Raw genomic sequence first — 17,589 nt, 5'->3', positions numbered from 1 at the left:
AACTTTGCAAACTTTTCACAGAGGCCACTAACGGTTCGATCGGAGCCGTTCAGTCAGCATGAAACCGATTCAGCTGCCCTTAGGTGTGCGTCTGCGTGACGACGCCACCTTTATCAATTACTACCCAGGCGCCAACGCCGCAGCACTCGGCTATGTCGAGCGGCTCTGCGAAGCCGACGCCGGGTGGACTGAAAGCCTGATCTACCTGTGGGGCAAGCAAGGCGTGGGGCGCACCCACCTGTTGCAGGCCGCGTGCCTGCGCTTCGAGCAGATGGGCGAACCGGCGGTTTACCTGCCGTTGGCGGAGTTGATGGACCGCGGGATCGGGATTTTCGACAACCTCGAACAATACGAACTGGTGTGCCTGGACGATCTGCAGGCCGTCGCCGGCAAGGCGGATTGGGAAGAGGCGCTGTTTCATCTGTTCAACCGCCTGCGCGACAGCGGGCGCCGCCTGTTGATCGCGGCTTCGACCTCGCCCCGTGAGTTGCCGGTCAAGCTGGCCGACCTCAAGTCGCGCCTGACCCTGGCGCTGATCTTCCAGATGCGCCCGCTGTCCGACGAGGACAAATTGCGTGCCCTGCAATTGCGTGCATCCCGTCGCGGCCTGCACCTCACCGACGAGGTCGGGCACTTTATCCTCACCCGCGGCACCCGCAGCATGAGCGCATTGTTCGATTTGCTCGAGCAGCTCGATCAGGCCTCTTTGCAGGCCCAGCGCAAGCTGACGATTCCCTTCCTCAAGGAAACCCTCGGCTGGTAGCCGGCCCTTGTATTTCGGGGCTTCGGCAAATTTCAGGCGCCAGGAAACCTGCGTTTTGGCCGGCTTGACCACGCAAAACACGCGCAAAGGGTATTAAGGGCTTAGATGTCATAACGCAAACAGTAAGTCACATGGATCACGATTGAATTTGCAAATCGATGTGATAGAAGGCATAGTCTCGACTTCTTTACACATCAGCCACGGTCGTGCCCATGCTAAATCGCTTCGCACCCCTCGTGCCTCTCGCACTTGTCGCTCTGTTGTTTGGTTGCGCCTCCCACCCTCAACAAGTGGCCGAGCAGCACAATCAACAGTATAAAAATCAGGCAAAATTCGTTGCTGCGCAGTCTTCCACTGTTTATGAGGAAGAGCTGGCAACCGAAAAAGAACTGGCCGCCTTCGCTGGCAACAAGCCTTATCAGCTTCCCGTTCTGGCCGACAGCATCCTCGAACGCGGTATGTCCCTGATCGGTACCCGTTACCGTTTCGGCGGTACCTCTGAAGCCGGTTTTGATTGCAGCGGTTTTATCGGTTACCTGTTTCGCGAAGAAGCTGGCATGAACCTGCCACGCTCCACCCGCGAAATGATCAACGTGAATGCACCGTTGGTCGCGCGTAACAACCTCAAGCCTGGGGATCTGCTTTTCTTCAGTACCAGTGGCCGCGGTCGCGTCAGTCACGCCGGTATCTACCTGGGCGATAACCAGTTTATCCACTCCAGCAGCCGCCGCAGCGGTGGTGTTCGAGTCGACAGCCTGGGCGACAGCTACTGGAGCAAAACCTTCATCGAAGCCAAGCGCGCACTCGCCATGGCCCCGACGACGATTACCGCTAGCAAGTAAAGTTAAAGTGATACTTGAAGTTTGACGTGTAAGCGCTAGAATCTCTGGACATTGTTGTAATCCGTTCGCGCAAGCCATGCTTGCGCGTTCTGGTTTTCAGCGTTCGGCAGCGAAAGCCGCATCCAGACCAGGATTGTTCTGCACATGTCGACCTCGGCCCGCCTGATTCTCATTGTTTGCGCCGCGCTGCTCAGCGCCTGCGCAAGCCGCCCGCAGCCTGCGCCCGTAGCGGCCAAGCCTAAACCAGTGTTCAACTATTCCAGCCAGAGTTCGCCGGTCGCTGAAGACGTGCTGTTCCGCGCGCTGGGCCTGGTCGGTACGCCTTATCGTTGGGGCGGCAATACGCCGGACTCCGGTTTCGATTGCAGCGGGTTGATCGGGTTTGTCTACCGTGATGCTGCGGGCATCTCCCTGCCGCGCACCACGCGCGAACTGATCGTGATGCGCGCCCAGGACGTCAGCGCACAGAACCTGCAAACCGGTGACCTGCTGTTCTTCGCCACGGGTGGCGGCTCGCAGGTCAGCCATGCCGGGATCTATGTCGGCGAAGGGCGCTTTGTGCATGCGCCGCAGACGGGCGGTACGGTGAAGCTGGACACCTTGTCCAAAGCCTACTGGCAGAACGCCTACCTGAGCGCCAAGCGCGTGTTGCCGGCTGAGCACTTGGCCCGCAACCCCTAAGCCAAACCAGGATCCAAATGTGGGAGGGAGCTTGCTCCCGATGAGGGCGTGTCAGTCCATGCATTCAGTGACTGACCCACCGCTATCGTGGGCAAGTCGAATCGTCGCACCGCCCCTCCCACATTTGTAATAGTTACTTAGCCGCAGAAACCCGCCACACCTTATTCCCCACATCGTCCGCCACCAGCAAATCACCCTGCTTGTCGATGACCACGCCAACCGGTCGTCCCATGGCTTGTTCTTCGCTGTTGAGGAACCCGGTCAGCACGTCCACTGGCGGCCCCTTCGGCTTGCCGCCCTCGAACGGTACGAAGATCACCTTGTAGCCGCTGTGCGGCTTGCGGTTCCACGAGCCGTGCTGGCCGATAAACGCACCGTTGATAAAGGGCGCCGGGAGTTTGCTGCCCTCGGCGAAGGTCAGGCCCAGCGAGGCGGTATGTGGGCCTACGGCGTAGTCCGGCGCAATGGCTTTGGCCACCAGGTCCGGGTTCTGCGGTGTGACGCGTACATCCACGTGCTGCCCGTAATAGCTGAAGGGCCAGCCATAAAAGGCGCCATCCTGGACCGAGGTGATGTAGTCCGGCACCAGGTCGCTGCCGATCTCGTCGCGCTCGTTCACTGCCGTCCACAGCTTGCCGCTCTGCGGTTCCCAGGCCATGCCGTTCGGGTTGCGCAGGCCGGAGGCGAAGAGACGGTGCTGGCCGCTGGCGCGGTCGACTTCCCAGATCGCCGCGCGGCCTTGTTCCGCTTCCAGGCCGTTCTCGGCGACGTTGCTGTTGGAACCGACGCTCACATACAACTTGCTGCCGTCCTTGCTGGCCACCACGTTTTTCGTCCAGTGATGGTTGATGCTGCCCGCTGGCAGGTCGATGACCTTGCTGCCGGCGGCCTTGATCGCGGTTTCGCCGGTCTGATAGGGAAAGCGCAACAGCTTGTCCGAATCGGCCACGTACAGGTCATTGCCGACCAGCGTCATGCCGAAGGGCGAGTTGAGGTTTTCCAGGAACACGGTGCGGGTCTCCGCGACCCCGTCATGGTCAGCATCGCGCAGCAGGGTGATGCGGTTCGGGCTCGGCACGCCGGCGCCGGCGCGGCCCATGACTTTCTGCATCACCCAACCCCGCAGGCCTTTGGCGTCGTCCGGCTTGGGCGGCGCGTTGGTTTCCGCCACCAGCACATCGCCATTGGGCAGTACATACAGCCAGCGCGGGTGGTCCAGGCCTTCGGCGAACGCCGCCACCTGGGTGCCGGCGGCGGCCGTGGGCTGGGTGCCCGCCGGCCAGCCGATGGCCGGGGCGATGTTCACGGTGGGGATCAGGGTCTTGTTCGGCTCCGGCAATTGCGGCGAGGGCCCGGTGCCGTCGGATACCTTCAGGGTCGAGCTTTCGCCGCAGGCGGCGAGGGTGCCCGCGAGCATGATCAGTAAGGCGAGTCTTGTTTTATGCATGGTTTTCTCCTGGATGCCTGTAAGGGTAGAGGCGCCCGATGCGGCGATGGTTCAAGTGCAAGGCCAGCTTTAATTGACGCTCCACCCCCAACCCACTAACCTTCGCCGCTTGTTCCAGGTGCTCTGTGACCCACGGGTCGACTGAGTGAAACAGGGAAGCCGGTGAGTGAGCGCACTTGTACACAGTGCTGCCGCGATTCCGGCGCTGCCCCCGCAACGGTAAATGAGTCAAGACGGTGCTGTTTGCCACTGTATCGCCCGCGATATGGGAAGGCGCGCCGTCGGCGTGCGCTCTAGCGCGCCACTCATGAGCCCGGAGACCGGCCTGGATCATCCAACAGCATCACGGTGGGCGATGCTTGGCTGTCTGTTGTTGTTTTTTCCTGCCCGCCGTTTTTTGTCCAGCCCCAACGGAGAGCTGCCATGACCGATTCCCCCGAGCGCGACGAACGCCATCTGGCGCGCATGCTGCGCAAAAAAGCCGTGATCGATGAACGCATCGCCAATTCCCCGAACGAATGCGGCTTGCTGCTGGTGCTGACCGGCAACGGCAAAGGCAAGAGTAGCTCGGCGTTTGGCATGCTGGCCCGCGCCATGGGCCACGGCATGCAGTGTGGCGTGGTGCAGTTCATCAAGGGGCGCAACAGCACCGGCGAAGAACTGTTCTTCCGCCGTTTCCCCGAGCAAGTGCGTTTCCATGTAATGGGCGAGGGCTTTACCTGGGAAACCCAGGACCGCCAGCGCGACATCGCGGCCGCCGAGGCCGCCTGGGCGGTGTCCCGCCAATTGCTGCAAGACCCGAGCATCGGCCTGGTGGTGCTGGATGAGCTGAACATCGCGCTCAAGCACGGCTACCTCGACCTCGATCAGGTCCTCAGCGACCTTCAGGCCCGCCCGCCGATGCAGCACGTGGTAGTCACCGGCCGTGGCGCCAAGCCTGAACTGATCGAAATGGGCGACACCGTCACCGACATGGGCATGCTCAAGCATGCGTTCCAGGCCGGTATCAAGGCACAGAAAGGCGTCGAACTTTGAATCAGCCCCGCCATTGCCCGGCTGTCTTGATCGCCGCACCGGCGTCCGGCCAGGGCAAAACCACGGTCACCGCCGCGCTGGCGCGCTTGCACCGCAACCTGGGGCGCAAGGTGCGTGTGTTCAAATGCGGCCCGGACTTCCTCGACCCGATGATCCACGAGCGCGCCAGCGGTGCGCCGGTGTATCAATTGGACATGTGGATGGTGGGCGAGCAGGAAAGTCGCCGCCTACTGTGGGAAGCAGCGGGGGAGGCGGACCTGATCCTGATCGAAGGCGTGATGGGGCTGTTCGACGGCACACCTTCCAGCGCCGACCTGGCGCGGCACTTCGGTGTGCCGGTGCTCGGTGTGATCGATGGCACGGCCATGGCGCAGACCTTCGGCGCCCTGGCCCTCGGCCTGGCACGCTATCAGCCGGACTTGCCGTTCGCCGGCGTGCTGGCCAACCGCGTCGGCACCCTGCGCCATGCGCAATTGCTCGAAGGCAGCCTCACCGAAGGCCTGCGCTGGTATGGCGCGCTGTCCCGCGAGACTGCTATCGAATTGCCCAGCCGCCACCTGGGCCTGGTGCAAGCCAGCGAACTGAATGACCTCGACCTGCGCCTGGACGCCGCCGCCCAAGCGTTGGGCAGCAGTTGCGAGGTTGCGTTGCCGCCGCCGGTCACCTTTGCCGCACCGCCGGTAACCCGCACCGAACCGTTGCTGGCTGGCGTGCGGATCGCGGTCGCGCGTGACGAAGCCTTCGCCTTCACTTACGGTGCCAGCCTCGATCTGCTGCGGGCGATGGGCGCCGAGTTGAGCTTCTTCTCGCCGATCCATGATCGCCAATTGCCAGAAGTCGACAGTCTCTATCTGCCCGGTGGTTACCCGGAATTGCATCACCAGGCACTGTCGGAAAACACCGCGATGCTGGAGGCGATCCGTGCCCATCACGCTGCCGGTAAACCGCTGCTCGCCGAGTGTGGCGGCATGCTCTATCTGCTGGATTCGCTCACGGATGTCGACGGCCTCCGCGCCGGACTGGTCGGCCTGTTGCAGGGCGCTGCGGTGATGCAAAAGAAGCTCGCGGCGCTGGCTCTGCAAAGCGTCGAATTGCCCGAAGGCGTGTTGCGTGGGCACACCTATCACCACTCGCTGACCAGCACCGACTGGGTGCCCATTGCCCGTGGCGTGAGCCCCAATGGTGGGCGCGGGGCCGAGGCGGTGTATCGACAGGGGCGGCTGACCGCTTCCTACGTTCACTTTTACTTCCCCTCCAACCCCTGGGCCGTGGCCGCGCTGTTTGCGCCCGAGCGAGTCGCACCGCACGCTGCGCCACAGCACGAATCCACGGTGGGAGCGGGCTTGCCCGCGATAGGCTCATGACCGACAACGCTTTCCCCCAGGCCGAGCGCGACGCCGTCTACCGTGCCATCGCCGAACGCCGCGACATGCGTCACTTCAGCGGCGGTGACGTGGCTCCCGAACTGCTGCAGCGCTTGCTCCAGGCCGCACACCAGGCGCCGAGCGTTGGCTTGATGCAGCCGTGGCGTTTTATCCGCATCAGCGACCGCCTATTGCGTGGGCGGATTCAACAGTTGGTGGAGGAAGAACGCATACGCACCGCCGAGGCCTTGGGCGAGCGTTCCGATACGTTCATGAAGCTCAAGGTCGAAGGCATCCACGACTGCGCCGAAGTGCTGGTGGCGGCGCTGATGGATGAGCGCGAGCGACATATCTTCGGCCGGCGTACCTTGCCGGAAATGGACATGGCCTCGCTGTCCTGCGCGATCCAGAATCTGTGGCTGGCCGCGCGGGTCGAAGGCCTGGGCATGGGCTGGGTGTCGCTGTTCGAACCGCAGGCCCTGGCCGACCTGCTGGGCTTGCCGCCCGGCGCGAAACCCTTGGCGGTGTTGTGCCTGGGGCCGGTCGAAGCGTTCTATCCGGCACCGATGTTGCAGCTCGAAGGCTGGGCCGAACCGCGCCCGCTGAGTGACATGTTGTATGAAAATACCTGGGGAGTGCGTCAATGAGTGTGGCCTTGCTGTGTGTCGCTGCGGTGGCGCTGGATGCGCTGCTGGGCGAGCCCAGGCGCTGGCATCCGCTGGTGGCGTTCGGCAACTTCGCCGCGCGCATCGAGCAGCGTTTCAACAGCGGTGGCCGTGGCTGGCGCAGCCACGGCGTGACCGCCTGGTTTATTGCGGTGGTGCCGTTGACGCTTTTGGCCACCGCGTTGTCGTGGGCGCCTTACATCGGCTGGGTGCTGGAGATCCTCGCGTTGTACTGTGCCCTCGGCATGCGCAGTCTCGGCGAGCACGTGATCCCGGTGGCCCAGGCCCTGCGCCGCGATGACCTGGACGAAGCCCGGCGGCGCGTGAGTTACCTGGTGAGTCGCCAGACCAGTGAACTGGATCGCACTGAAGTCGCTCGCGCCGCCACCGAATCGGTGCTGGAAAACGGCAGCGACGCGGTGTTTGCCGCACTGTTCTGGTTTGTCGTCGCGGGTGTGCCGGGCGTGGTGCTGTACCGCTTGAGCAACACCCTCGACGCCATGTGGGGCTATCGCAACGAACGCTTCGAGCGTTTCGGATGGGCGGCGGCCAGGATCGACGATGTACTGAACTATATTCCGGCACGCCTGGTGGCGTTGACCTACGCCGTACTCGGTAAAACCAGGCTGGCCATCAAATGCTGGCGCCGTCAGGGCCCGACCTGGGACAGCCCCAACGCCGGTCCGGTGATGGCGGCGGGGGCAGGTGCCTTGGGCGTCGAGTTGGGCGGTGCCGCGATCTATCACGGTGAGCTGCACCAGCGTCCGCCACTGGGCGAAGGCCCGGCGGCGGATGCGGACGCCATCGACCGCGGCTGGCAACTGGTGCAGCGCGGCGTATGGTTGTGGCTGCTGATCCTATGCGTCGGGGGGCAATTGTATGCTTGAGCACGGTGGCCGGCTGCGTAAGGCGGCGATTGAATATGGGATTGCCGAGGCCGAATGGCTCGACCTGTCCAGCGGCCTGGCGCCCTGGCCGTGGCCGGTCCCCGAGATTCCGTTGCGCGCCTGGGCGCGTCTGCCGGAAACCGACGACGGTCTGGAGCAAGCCGCCAGCGAATACTACGGCACCGCGCATTTATTGCCGGTGCCGGGTTCCCAGGCGGCGATCCAACTGCTGCCGCGCTTGCGCCGGGGCGGCAAGGTCGGCGTGCTGTCACCTTGCTATGCCGAGCACGCCGAGGCCTGGCGTCGCGCCGGCTACGTGGTGCGCGAAGTGCAGGAGCAGGAGGTCGACTTCTTTCTCGACAGCCTGGACGTGCTGGTGGTGGTCAACCCGAATAACCCCACGGGCCTGAGCCTGACCCCGCAACGGCTGCTCGACTGGCATGCGCGGCTGGCCCAGCGCGGCGGTTGGCTGGTGGTGGACGAAGCGTTCATGGACGTCACGCCGCACCTGAGCCTGGCCGGCCAGGCCCATCAGGTCGGCCTGATCGTGCTGCGTTCGTTTGGCAAGTTCTTCGGCCTGGCCGGTGTGCGCCTGGGGTTTGTGCTGGCGGAGCGCAAGTTGCTCAAACTGTTGGCCGAACAGGTCGGGCCGTGGGCGGTCAGCGGGCCGACGCGGGTGATCGGTCAAGCGTGTCTGCGCGATACCGCCGGGCACACCCGGCAACGCAACCGTTGCCTGGAAGCCGGCCAGCGCTTGTTCGATTTGCTCGAGCGCCAAGGCTTCCAACCCCAGGGCGGCTGCGCCCTGTTTCAATGGCTGATCACCCCTCACGCCGAACGCATGCACAACTTCATGGCCCAGCGCGGCATTCTGCTGCGCCTGTTTGTCCACGACAGCAGCCTGCGTTTCGGCCTGCCCGACACCGACGCCGATTGGCAGCGCCTGGAACAGGCCCTGATCGCCTACAAGGACGCGGTATGAGTACGCTGATGGTGCAAGGCACGACGTCCGATGCCGGTAAAAGCACCCTGGTCACCGCCTTGTGCCGCTGGCTGGTGCGCCAGGGCGTGGCGGTGGTGCCGTTCAAGCCGCAGAACATGGCGCTCAACAGCGCGGTGACGGCCGAAGGCGGCGAAATCGGCCGCGCCCAGGCGGTGCAGGCGCAGGCCGCCAACCTGGCGCCGCACACCGACATGAACCCGGTGCTGCTCAAACCCAACAGCGACACCGGTGCCCAAGTGATCATCCATGGCCGCGCCGTGACCAGCATGAACGCAGTGGCCTATCACGACTACAAAGCCATCGCGATGCAGGCGGTGCTGGCGTCCCACACGCGTTTGAGCGACGCCTACCCGGTGGTGATGGTCGAAGGCGCAGGCTCCCCGGCGGAGATCAACCTGCGCGCCAATGACATCGCCAACATGGGCTTCGCCGAGGCCGTGGATTGCCCGGTGCTGCTGATCGCCGACATCAATCGCGGCGGCGTGTTCGCGCATCTGGTGGGCACCCTTGAATTGCTTTCGCCGACCGAACAGGCGCGGGTCAAAGGCTTCATCATCAACCGTTTTCGCGGCGATATCGCCTTGTTGCAGCCGGGCCTGGATTGGCTGGAAGCACGCACCGGCAAACCGGTGGTCGGCGTATTGCCCTACGTGATGGACCTGCACCTGGAGGCCGAAGACGGCATCGACCAGCGTCAGATCGACAAGGCGGCCGAGGTGCTCAAGGTGGTCGTGCCGGTGTTGCCGCGCATCAGCAACCACACCGACTTTGACCCGCTGCGCCTGCATCCCCAGGTGGACTTGCAGTTCGTCGGCCCGGGCCAGCCGATTCCCGCCGCCGACCTGATTATTCTGCCGGGCTCGAAAAGCGTGCGCAGTGACCTCGCGTACCTGCGCGCCAATGGCTGGGACACCGCGGTGGCGCGGCACTTGCGCTACGGCGGCAAGGTGCTGGGGATTTGCGGCGGGTTGCAGATGCTCGGCGAGCAGGTGCATGACCCGCTCGGGCTCGAGGGGCCGGCCGGCTCCAGTGACGGTCTGGGGCTGCTGGCGTTCAGTACGACGCTGGCGCAAGAGAAGCAGTTGCGCAATGTGCGTGGGCGCCTGTTGCTGGAGGACGCCGAGGTCAGTGGGTATGAGATCCATGCGGGCGTGACGTCCGGCGCGGCTCTGGAACGTCCTGCTGTGCATCTGGACGATGGCCGACATGACGGCGCCCAGAGCGCCGACGGGCAAATCCTCGGGACTTATCTGCACGGTGTGTTCGAAACCCCGGCCGCGTGCAGCGCCTTGTTGCGCTGGTCCGGTGTGCAGGCGGTGCAGGCGGTCGATTACCACGCCCTGCGCGAGCGCGACATCGAACGGTTGGCCGACCTGGTGGAACAGCATCTGGATACTGCGCTGTTGCGCAGGTTGTGTGGGATTTGAGGGCTTGCCTGAGACACCGAGGTGCCTGCATCGCTGGCACGCCAGCTCCCACCGTTGACCGAGCCCGGCTCGAATACCGAGGTGCCATCCCATGCTCCAACTGATTCTCGGCGGCGCCCGTTCCGGCAAGAGCCGCCTGGCGGAAAAGCTCGCCAGCGACAGCGCGTTGCCCGTCATTTATATCGCCACCAGCCAACCGCTGGACGGTGAGATGAACCAGCGTGTCGCCCTGCATCGCCAGCGCCGCCCGGATCACTGGGGCCTGATCGAAGAACCGATCGAACTGGCACGGGTGCTGTGCGAAAACGCCGCGCCCGAGCGCTGCCTGCTGGTGGATTGCCTCACGCTCTGGCTGACCAATCTGCTGCTGCTCGATAACCCCGAGCGCCTGGCTTTTGAGCGTGACCAATTGCTCGAAAGCCTGGCCTCATTGCCAGGTGAAATCCTGTTTGTCAGCAACGAGACCGGTTTGGGTGTCGTGCCGCTGGGCGAATTGACTCGCCGCTATGTGGATGAAGCCGGTTGGCTGCATCAAGCCTTGGCCGAACGGTGTCAGCGCGTTGTCCTGACCGTTGCCGGCCTGCCCCTGACTTTGAAAGGTACTGCGTTATGACGGAAACCTGGTGGCTCAACCCGTGCAAGGCCAGCGACGCTTCGGCGTATCAACACGCCTTGGCGCGCCAACAGCAATTGACCAAGCCGGCCGGCTCCCTCGGTCGCCTGGAAGCGTTGGCGGTGCAGTTGGCCGGCCTGCAAGGCCAGGTCAAACCGGCGATGGAGCAGGTGTGGATCGCCATCTTTGCCGGCGACCACGGCGTGGTGGCCGAAGGTGTGTCGGCGTATCCCCAGGCAGTCACCGGGCAGATGCTGCATAACTTTGTCGCCGGCGGTGCGGCCATCAGCGTATTGGCGCAGCAACTGGCGGCGCAGTTGGAAGTGATCGACCTCGGCACGGTGACGCCGTCGCTGAACCTGCCCGGCGTGCGTCACCTGAATATCGCAGCGGGCACCGCCAACTTCGTCAACGGCCCGGCGATGACCGAGGCGCAAGGGCGGCTGGCGCTGCAGGCCGGTCGCGACAGCGCGCGCCGTGCGTTGGCGAGCGGCGCGCAGCTGTTTATCGGCGGCGAGATGGGGATCGGCAACACCACCGCCGCCAGCGCGTTGGCGTGTGCCTTGCTTGATTGCCCGGTGAGTGATTTGACCGGGCCGGGTACCGGCTTGGATGCCCAAGGTGTCAGCCACAAAGTCGCTGTCATCGAACGCGCACTGGCGGTGCATGCCGCACAACGCGGTGATGCGCTGCACACCCTGTTCAACCTCGGCGGGTTGGAGATCGCGGCGTTGGTCGGTGCCTATCTGGCCTGCGCCCAGGACGGCATCGTGGTGCTGGTGGACGGCTTTATCTGCAGCGTCGCGGCGTTGGTCGCCACGCGGCTGAACCCGGCGTGCCGGGAGTGGCTGGTGTTCGGCCATCGCGGCGCCGAGCCTGGCCATCGCCACGTGCTGCACTGCCTCGACGCGCAACCGTTGCTCGAACTCGGCCTGCGGCTCGGCGAAGGCAGCGGCGCGGCGTTGGCGGTGCCGCTGCTGCGCCTGGCCTGCGCGCTGCACGGGCAGATGGCGACATTCGCCGAAGCCGCCGTGGCGGACCGCCCGGCATGACCTTGCACCTGGACCTGTTGCGCCACGGCGAAACCGAGTTGGGCGGTGGCCTGCGCGGCAGCCTCGACGATGCGCTCACCGCAAACGGCTGGGCGCAGATGCGCGCTGCGGTGGCCGGACAGGGCCCATGGGACCGATTGATCAGTTCGCCGCTGCAGCGGTGTGCGCGGTTCGCGCAAGAACTGGGCGCAACACTCAACGTGCCGGTGAGCCTGGAAAAGGCCCTGCAGGAACTGCACTTCGGCGCCTGGGAAGGGCAGAGCGCGGCGGCGTTGATGGAGACCGACGCCGACGGGCTGGGCGCGTTCTGGGCCGACCCCTATAGCTTCACGCCACCTGACGGCGAACGTGTCAGCGACTTTTCCGATCGGGTTCTCGGCGCGGTCTCACGCTTGCATCAGGCTTATGCCGGACAGCGTGTGTTGTTGATCAGCCACGGTGGCGTGATGCGTCTGCTGCTGGCCCGGGCGCGCGGTTTGCCCCGAGCGCAGTTGCTGAATGTCGAAGTCGCCCATGGCGCACTGTTCGGCCTGCAGGTTGCGGCCGACGGCGCGTTGAAGGAAGGGCGCTGAACATGCTGCCGTTCTGGATCGCCCTGCAGTTCCTGAGCAGCCTGCCGATTCGTCTGCCGGGCATGCCGCAACCGCAGGAACTGGGGCGCTCACTGCTGTTTTATCCGCTGGTGGGCCTGTTGTTCGGCCTGCTGTTGTGGGGCCTGAACCTCGCGCTGGCGGGCGCGCCGTTGTTGCTGCACGCCGCGTTGTTACTGACGGCCTGGGTGTTGCTCAGCGGCGGCTTGCACCTGGACGGGCTGGCGGACAGCGCCGACGCCTGGCTCGGTGGGTTTGGCGATCGCGAACGCACCCTGACCATCATGAAGGACCCGCGCAGCGGGCCGATCGCCGTGGTCACCCTCGGCCTGGTATTGCTGCTCAAGTTCACCGCCCTGGTGGCGCTGATCGAGCAGCACAACGGCGCGGCACTGATCCTCGCGCCGCTGATCGGGCGTGCGTCGATGCTCGCGCTGTTTCTCACCACGCGCTATGTGCGTGCCGGAGGATTGGGCCAGGCATTGTCGGATCACTTACCAAGGATTGTCGGCCAGCAGGTGCTGATCCTCAGCGGCCTGGCCTGCCTGCTGATCGGTGGTTTCAGCGGTGGGATCGCGGTGCTGCTCGCGGCGCTGTGTTTTATCGGCTTGCGTCAGTTGATGGTCAGGCGTCTCGGCGGCACCACCGGGGACACCGCTGGCGCTCTGCTGGAGCTGCTGGAAGTGGCGGTTGTGGTCGGGCTGGCGCTGTAACACTTGCTTGCATTTCCTTAATCGCGGGTATATACACGTTCCATGCTTGCCTCCCAATGTTTATGCACCAACCTGCGACGTGCCGCCCGTGGCGTCAGCAGGCATTACGACGGCGCTCTCGACGGCTTCGGGATCAACGTCGCCCAGTATTCTCTGCTGTGCAATTTGCAGCGTCTCGATCAACCGAGCATTTCCAGCCTGGCCGACGCCATGGGCCTGGATCGCAGTACCTTGGGGCGCAACCTGCGCGTGCTGGAAGGCGAAGGCCTGGTGCGGTTGGTCGAAGGCGACGATCTGCGCAACCGCCTGGTGCTGTTGACCGAAGCCGGTGCAGAACGACTGGCCGCGGCGTTGCCAGCGTGGGAAGCGGCGCAGCAGAAATTGATTGATCGGCTGGGCGCGGAAAAACGCGAAACCCTGTTGGCCTTGCTGGATGAACTTGCCTGAGCGCGGGTTTGTTCGACTACAAGCGGGTATATACCCGTAAAAGGAGAATAAGAAATGACCTCGATGTGGCGCACCAGTGGCTGGATTCTTGTGGGGAGTGCGCTGATCCTGGCGTTGTCGCTGGGTGTGCGGCATGGCTTCGGTCTGTTCCTGGCACCGATGAGCGCCGAGTTCGGCTGGGGCCGTGAGACGTTTGCCTTCGCTATCGCCCTGCAGAACCTGATCTGGGGCCTGGCGCAGCCGTTCACCGGCGCCCTGGCCGACCGTTTTGGGGCGAGCAAGGCCGTGCTGGTTGGCGGGGTGTTGTACGCCGTCGGCCTGGTATTGATGGGCATGTCCGACTCGGCCTGGTCACTGTCGTTGAGCGCCGGTTTGTTTATTGGTATCGGCCTGTCCGGCACTTCATTCTCGGTGATCCTGGGTGTGGTCGGCCGTGCGGTACCGCCGGAAAAGCGCAGCATCGCCATGGGCATTGCCAGCGCCGCCGGTTCTTTCGGCCAGTTCGCCATGGTGCCGGGCACCCTGGGTTTGATCAGTTGGTTGGGCTGGTCGGCGGCGCTGCTGGCGTTGGGCTTGATGGTGGCGCTGATTCTGCCGCTGGTGAGCATGCTCAAGGATCGGCCGCTGCCTGTGATGGCTGGCCAGCAAACCTTGCGTGAAGCACTGAAGGAAGCCTGTTCTCACTCCGGGTTCTGGTTGCTGGCGTTCGGTTTTTTCGTCTGCGGTTTCCAAGTGGTGTTTATCGGCGTGCATCTGCCGGCCTACCTGGTCGATCAGCATTTGCCGGCGACTACCGGCACCACCGTATTGGCCTTGATTGGCCTGTTTAATATCGCCGGCACCTACACCGCCGGCTGGCTTGGCGGGCGCATGTCCAAGCCGCGCCTGCTGACCGCTTTGTATCTGTTGCGCGCGGTGGTGATCGTGCTGTTCCTGTGGGCGCCGGTGACTGAAGTCACGGCCTACCTGTTCGGTATGGCGATGGGCTTCCTGTGGCTGTCCACGGTGCCGCTGACCAATGGCACGGTCGCCACGCTGTTTGGTGTGCGAAACCTCTCGATGCTCGGTGGGATCGTGTTCCTGTTCCACCAGCTCGGTTCGTTCCTCGGTGGCTGGTTGGGCGGGGTGGTCTATGATCGAACCGGCAACTACGATTTGATCTGGCAAGTGGCGATTCTCTTGAGTCTGCTCGCCGCCGCCCTGAACTGGCCGGTGCGCGAGCGGCCGGTGGCGCGGTTGCAGACGCAGATGGAGGCGGCATGAGTTCCAATGGGTATTGGTTCGTTGGGGCAGCGGCGGCAACGCTGCTGCTGCTTCTGGCATGGTGGGGCTGGCAGCGCGGTGGGCTGGCGTTGATGCAACTGGGTATGTCGATCTGTTAAGTTCGTGGTCTGACTATTTTGAAGGACACACGACATGCAGATGCGCTGGCTTGCAGTACCCGTCCTGATGGCTGCTTTTAGCGGTGCGGCGATGGCCGCCAGTTGCCCGCCGTTGCTGGAGGGGCAGTTGCCCAAGTTGCGCGCCAAGGAATCCATCGACCTGTGCCAACGCTTTGCCGGCAAGCCTTTGGTGATCGTCAATACCGCCAGCTTCTGCGGCTTTGCGCCGCAATTCAAAGGCCTTGAGGCTCTGTACCAGCGCTATAAGGACCAGGGGCTGGAAGTGATTGGTGTGCCGTCCGATGACTTCAAGCAGGAAGCCAAGACCGGCGAGGAAACCGCCAAGGTCTGCTACGTGAATTATGGCGTCACCTTCACCATGACCGAGCCGCAGGCGGTCAAGGGGCCGGACGCAGTGCATCTGTTCAAGGTGCTGGCGCAGCAGAGCAGCGCGCCGAAGTGGAATTTCTACAAGTACGTGGTGGATCGCCAGGGCAAGGTGATTGCCAATTTTTCCAGCCTGACCAAGCCGGACAGCCCGGACTTGCTCAAGGCGGTAGAGGCAGCGTTGGCGTCGAAACCCTGATCGTTACCCATTGAAAAGCCCCGCCTCCTTTGCCGGAGAGCGGGGCTTTTTATGCGCGAGCAGGTCAGAACTTGTAAGTCACGCCCAGGCCGAAACCGTTGGCGCTGTTTTCATATTTGGAGCTGTAGGAACCCAGCGCGTTGGATTTGTTGACTTTGACCGACTCTTCCTTGAGGTAGGAGTAAGCCAGGTCAACGGTCATGTTATCCATCACTGCGTAACCCATACCGACACTGAAGATGGTCCGGTCACCGGTAGGAATGCGCGGCGAACGATCGGTGTTGTTGGTTGGCGACTGGTCGAAGGACAGGCCGGTACGCAGTACCACCTGCTTGGTGAGCTGATACGAGGTACCCAAGGCGTAAGCCCAGGTGTCGTGCCAGTTCTGCGGTTCAGTGATAGTGCCGACAAGCGCAGGTGCCAGTGCGCCTCCGTTAGTCCTTGTCACACCTTCGTTTTTGATGATGATGTCTTTCAAGCGACTCCAACGAGTCCAGGTCGCACCCGCATACAGTTTCCAGGCGTCGTTGAGGTCTTGAGTCACCGACAGGTCCCAGGATTCAGGCGTGTCGACTTTCAATGAGGCGTCGTAGCGGTTATTGGCCAGCACTCCCGATGGAACCGTGGACGCTTTGGTGACGTCGGTGTGGCCTTCGAGTTTGTACTTCACTTTCGAGTGATAGGTCAGGCCGACGCGAGTGGTATCGGTGGCTTGAACCAGGATACCGGCGTTAAAGCCCAGGGCGGTGTCGTCGCCTTTGACTTTGACTTTGTTGTCGCCTGGCATCCCCAGGCCAGCCAGGCTCGGCCGCGATTCCAGGGTGCCGTCGATACGGTTGATGGTCGGACCAAAACCGATGGAAACGCGATCATTGAACGCGTAGCTGACAGTCGGTTGGAAGGTGATGACCGATACTTCGCTCTTGTTGCCAAACCCGCGACCCTGGAAACCACTTTCGTAGTCGGTTTTCAGGCCGAACGGTGCATAAACACCGAAGCCGATAGACCATTGATCGTTGAGTTTGTTGGTGTAGAAGCCGAAAGGCACGCCAGTGAAAGGCACCATGTCGCCTTTGTTGGTCCCGCTGGAACGGCCGCCGGCATCTTTGATATCGGTGGAGGCATCGATCACCGCGAAACCGCCGGTAATTTGTTGGCCTTCCAGGCGAGCCATACCGGCTGGGTTACCGTAGACAGTGCTTGCGTTTTCGGCAGTAGAAGAGCGTCCTGCGAAGCCCGTACCCATCCCGGCGACGTCTTGTTCGTTAAGGGCAAAGCCACTTGCGAAGACGTAGGAAGAGGCCATGGCAACGGCGAGGCTAAGTGTGGTCTTGAGCATTACTTTTTTCATTATTAGAACTCCGTGTGATCACCGCAGCGGAAAGTATCAACAAATTACATATCGCGCTATAGGCTGTAACACAGGAGATAGAGCTGTTTTGTAGGACAATCCTACCAAAATCGCCGCATTTTGCCGGATTTTGTAAATTGCCCGATCAGCAGGTCACCTGATTCATGGATGAAACACAGGTTTTCCAGGCGTGGGTGAAATCGCGAAGACGGCCTTGAGGGTGGAATATTTCTTTCCAGATACGCGCCATGGCCAATACGTCACCTGGTTCGGGCAAGGCGGGGCGCTGTTGTTCCACCAGTAACCAGGCGATGGCGGTGGCATAACGCAGGTTGACGGTCAGCTCAAGCTGGGGCGCGCCAAGGAAGGCGTGCTGGCTGGCCAGGCCGCGTACCAGGCTGGCGCGTTCGGGGTCCAGCGCCAGGTAGGTGTCCCATAGGGCGCGGTGACGCTGGTCGGAGATGCTGTAGAGGCCGTGGCCGCGACGGTCGTGCAAGGCGGAGCCAAGTTCCGACTGGCTGGCGGCAATGCCCAGCAGCAGGGATTCAGCGGTCTGGTTGTGGCGCCCGAGGTAAACAAGCGTCGGCCTGATCACATAACGACACAATTCGCTGGCAGCGATACCCATACTCGCCTCTATCCGTGAAAGTGGTCGACGAAGCCTGAGCGGGTGGGGGCTTGGCAGCGGTGGATCGGATCTCAGGCCCGTCGGAAGCGGATCATGCCGCTTGAGTTGAAGTG

20 protein-coding genes and 1 riboswitch are annotated in these 17,589 nt (G+C 63.1%); of the genes, 17 read left to right on the top strand and 3 right to left on the bottom strand.

Annotated features, from left to right (window positions below; translation table 11 throughout):
- Nucleotides 1-58: 58 nt before the first annotated feature.
- The 3 genes from hda (at nt 59) to AC07W0_RS04970 (ending at nt 2,286) form a co-directional block, all read left to right on the top strand.
- Nucleotides 59-763, top strand: a complete 705-nt coding sequence (hda, locus tag AC07W0_RS04980) for a DnaA regulatory inactivator Hda (RefSeq protein ID WP_017845321.1) — start codon at nt 59-61, stop codon at nt 761-763.
- 212 nt (nt 764-975) lie between these two features.
- Complete coding sequence (locus tag AC07W0_RS04975) at nt 976-1,605, top strand: C40 family peptidase (RefSeq protein WP_046382483.1); 630 nt, start codon at nt 976-978, stop codon at nt 1,603-1,605.
- 144 nt (nt 1,606-1,749) lie between these two features.
- Nucleotides 1,750-2,286 carry a C40 family peptidase gene (locus tag AC07W0_RS04970; protein ID WP_017845323.1) on the top strand — a complete coding sequence of 179 codons (537 nt, stop codon included), beginning with the start codon at nt 1,750-1,752 and terminating at the stop codon, nt 2,284-2,286.
- Nucleotides 2,287-2,419: 133 nt separating this feature from the next.
- Here the strand turns inward: AC07W0_RS04970 and AC07W0_RS04965 are convergent, their stop codons facing one another.
- Nucleotides 2,420-3,733 (bottom strand): PQQ-dependent sugar dehydrogenase, encoded by a 1,314-nt coding sequence (locus AC07W0_RS04965; RefSeq protein WP_102618095.1) that lies wholly within the window; start codon nt 3,731-3,733, stop codon nt 2,420-2,422.
- A gap of 99 nt (nt 3,734-3,832) precedes the next feature.
- Nucleotides 3,833-4,076, top strand: a riboswitch (cobalamin riboswitch).
- A gap of 80 nt (nt 4,077-4,156) precedes the next feature.
- Here AC07W0_RS04965 and cobO point away from each other — a divergent pair.
- The 14 genes from cobO to AC07W0_RS04895 all read left to right on the top strand — a co-directional run bounded on the left by cobO (nt 4,157) and on the right by AC07W0_RS04895 (nt 15,497).
- Nucleotides 4,157-4,768: a cob(I)yrinic acid a,c-diamide adenosyltransferase gene (gene cobO / locus AC07W0_RS04960; RefSeq protein ID WP_046382485.1), complete on the top strand. Its 612-nt coding sequence runs from the start codon at nt 4,157-4,159 to the stop codon at nt 4,766-4,768.
- Nucleotides 4,765-6,132 (top strand): cobyrinic acid a,c-diamide synthase CobB, encoded by a 1,368-nt coding sequence (locus AC07W0_RS04955; protein ID WP_102618096.1) that lies wholly within the window; start codon nt 4,765-4,767, stop codon nt 6,130-6,132. The genes cobO and AC07W0_RS04955 overlap by 4 nt, the downstream gene beginning before the upstream one ends.
- Nucleotides 6,129-6,779: a 5,6-dimethylbenzimidazole synthase gene (bluB, locus tag AC07W0_RS04950; protein WP_017845327.1), complete on the top strand. Its 651-nt coding sequence runs from the start codon at nt 6,129-6,131 to the stop codon at nt 6,777-6,779. The genes AC07W0_RS04955 and bluB overlap by 4 nt, the downstream gene beginning before the upstream one ends.
- Nucleotides 6,776-7,684: an adenosylcobinamide-phosphate synthase CbiB gene (cbiB, locus tag AC07W0_RS04945; RefSeq protein ID WP_046382488.1), complete on the top strand. Its 909-nt coding sequence runs from the start codon at nt 6,776-6,778 to the stop codon at nt 7,682-7,684. Before bluB ends, cbiB begins: the two co-directional genes overlap by 4 nt.
- Complete coding sequence (gene cobD / locus AC07W0_RS04940) at nt 7,677-8,666, top strand: threonine-phosphate decarboxylase CobD (protein WP_017845329.1); 990 nt, start codon at nt 7,677-7,679, stop codon at nt 8,664-8,666. The genes cbiB and cobD overlap by 8 nt, the downstream gene beginning before the upstream one ends.
- Nucleotides 8,663-10,114 (top strand): cobyric acid synthase, encoded by a 1,452-nt coding sequence (locus AC07W0_RS04935; RefSeq protein ID WP_102618097.1) that lies wholly within the window; start codon nt 8,663-8,665, stop codon nt 10,112-10,114. Before cobD ends, AC07W0_RS04935 begins: the two co-directional genes overlap by 4 nt.
- A 91-nt stretch (nt 10,115-10,205) precedes the next feature.
- Entirely contained in the window at nt 10,206-10,727 is a 522-nt protein-coding gene (gene cobU, locus AC07W0_RS04930; protein WP_102618098.1) for a bifunctional adenosylcobinamide kinase/adenosylcobinamide-phosphate guanylyltransferase, read from the top strand.
- Nucleotides 10,724-11,779, top strand: a complete 1,056-nt coding sequence (gene cobT, locus AC07W0_RS04925; RefSeq protein WP_102618099.1) for a nicotinate-nucleotide--dimethylbenzimidazole phosphoribosyltransferase — start codon at nt 10,724-10,726, stop codon at nt 11,777-11,779. The genes cobU and cobT overlap by 4 nt, the downstream gene beginning before the upstream one ends.
- Nucleotides 11,776-12,351 carry an alpha-ribazole phosphatase family protein gene (gene cobC / locus AC07W0_RS04920; RefSeq protein WP_102618100.1) on the top strand — a complete coding sequence of 192 codons (576 nt, stop codon included), beginning with the start codon at nt 11,776-11,778 and terminating at the stop codon, nt 12,349-12,351. Before cobT ends, cobC begins: the two co-directional genes overlap by 4 nt.
- Before the next feature lie 2 nt (nt 12,352-12,353).
- Nucleotides 12,354-13,082, top strand: coding sequence for an adenosylcobinamide-GDP ribazoletransferase (locus tag AC07W0_RS04915; protein ID WP_017845334.1), 729 nt, complete (start codon nt 12,354-12,356; stop codon nt 13,080-13,082).
- 42 nt (nt 13,083-13,124) lie between these two features.
- A complete protein-coding gene (locus tag AC07W0_RS04910; RefSeq protein ID WP_017845335.1) occupies nt 13,125-13,529 on the top strand; it encodes a MarR family winged helix-turn-helix transcriptional regulator in 405 nt (134 codons plus the stop codon).
- A 63-nt stretch (nt 13,530-13,592) separates the two neighbouring features.
- Entirely contained in the window at nt 13,593-14,792 is a 1,200-nt protein-coding gene (locus AC07W0_RS04905) for an MFS transporter (protein WP_173677824.1), read from the top strand.
- Nucleotides 14,789-14,911, top strand: coding sequence for a hypothetical protein (locus tag AC07W0_RS04900; protein ID WP_017845337.1), 123 nt, complete (start codon nt 14,789-14,791; stop codon nt 14,909-14,911). The genes AC07W0_RS04905 and AC07W0_RS04900 overlap by 4 nt, the downstream gene beginning before the upstream one ends.
- A gap of 34 nt (nt 14,912-14,945) precedes the next feature.
- On the top strand, nt 14,946-15,497 hold the full coding sequence (locus tag AC07W0_RS04895; protein ID WP_017845338.1) for a glutathione peroxidase: 552 nt from the start codon (nt 14,946-14,948) through the stop codon (nt 15,495-15,497).
- 64 nt (nt 15,498-15,561) lie between these two features.
- Here the strand turns inward: AC07W0_RS04895 and AC07W0_RS04890 are convergent, their stop codons facing one another.
- On the bottom strand, nt 15,562-16,848 hold the full coding sequence (locus AC07W0_RS04890) for an OmpP1/FadL family transporter (protein ID WP_026139818.1): 1,287 nt from the start codon (nt 16,846-16,848) through the stop codon (nt 15,562-15,564).
- A 145-nt stretch (nt 16,849-16,993) separates the two neighbouring features.
- Nucleotides 16,994-17,476: a hypothetical protein gene (locus tag AC07W0_RS04885; RefSeq protein ID WP_017845340.1), complete on the bottom strand. Its 483-nt coding sequence runs from the start codon at nt 17,474-17,476 to the stop codon at nt 16,994-16,996.
- Between the last annotated feature and the right edge of the window lie 113 nt (nt 17,477-17,589).

This window comes from Pseudomonas sp. GW704-F2, assembly GCF_059423025.1.
Note: the sequence above shows the minus strand (reverse complement) of the source record. Positions and strands in the feature narration are given on the sequence as shown.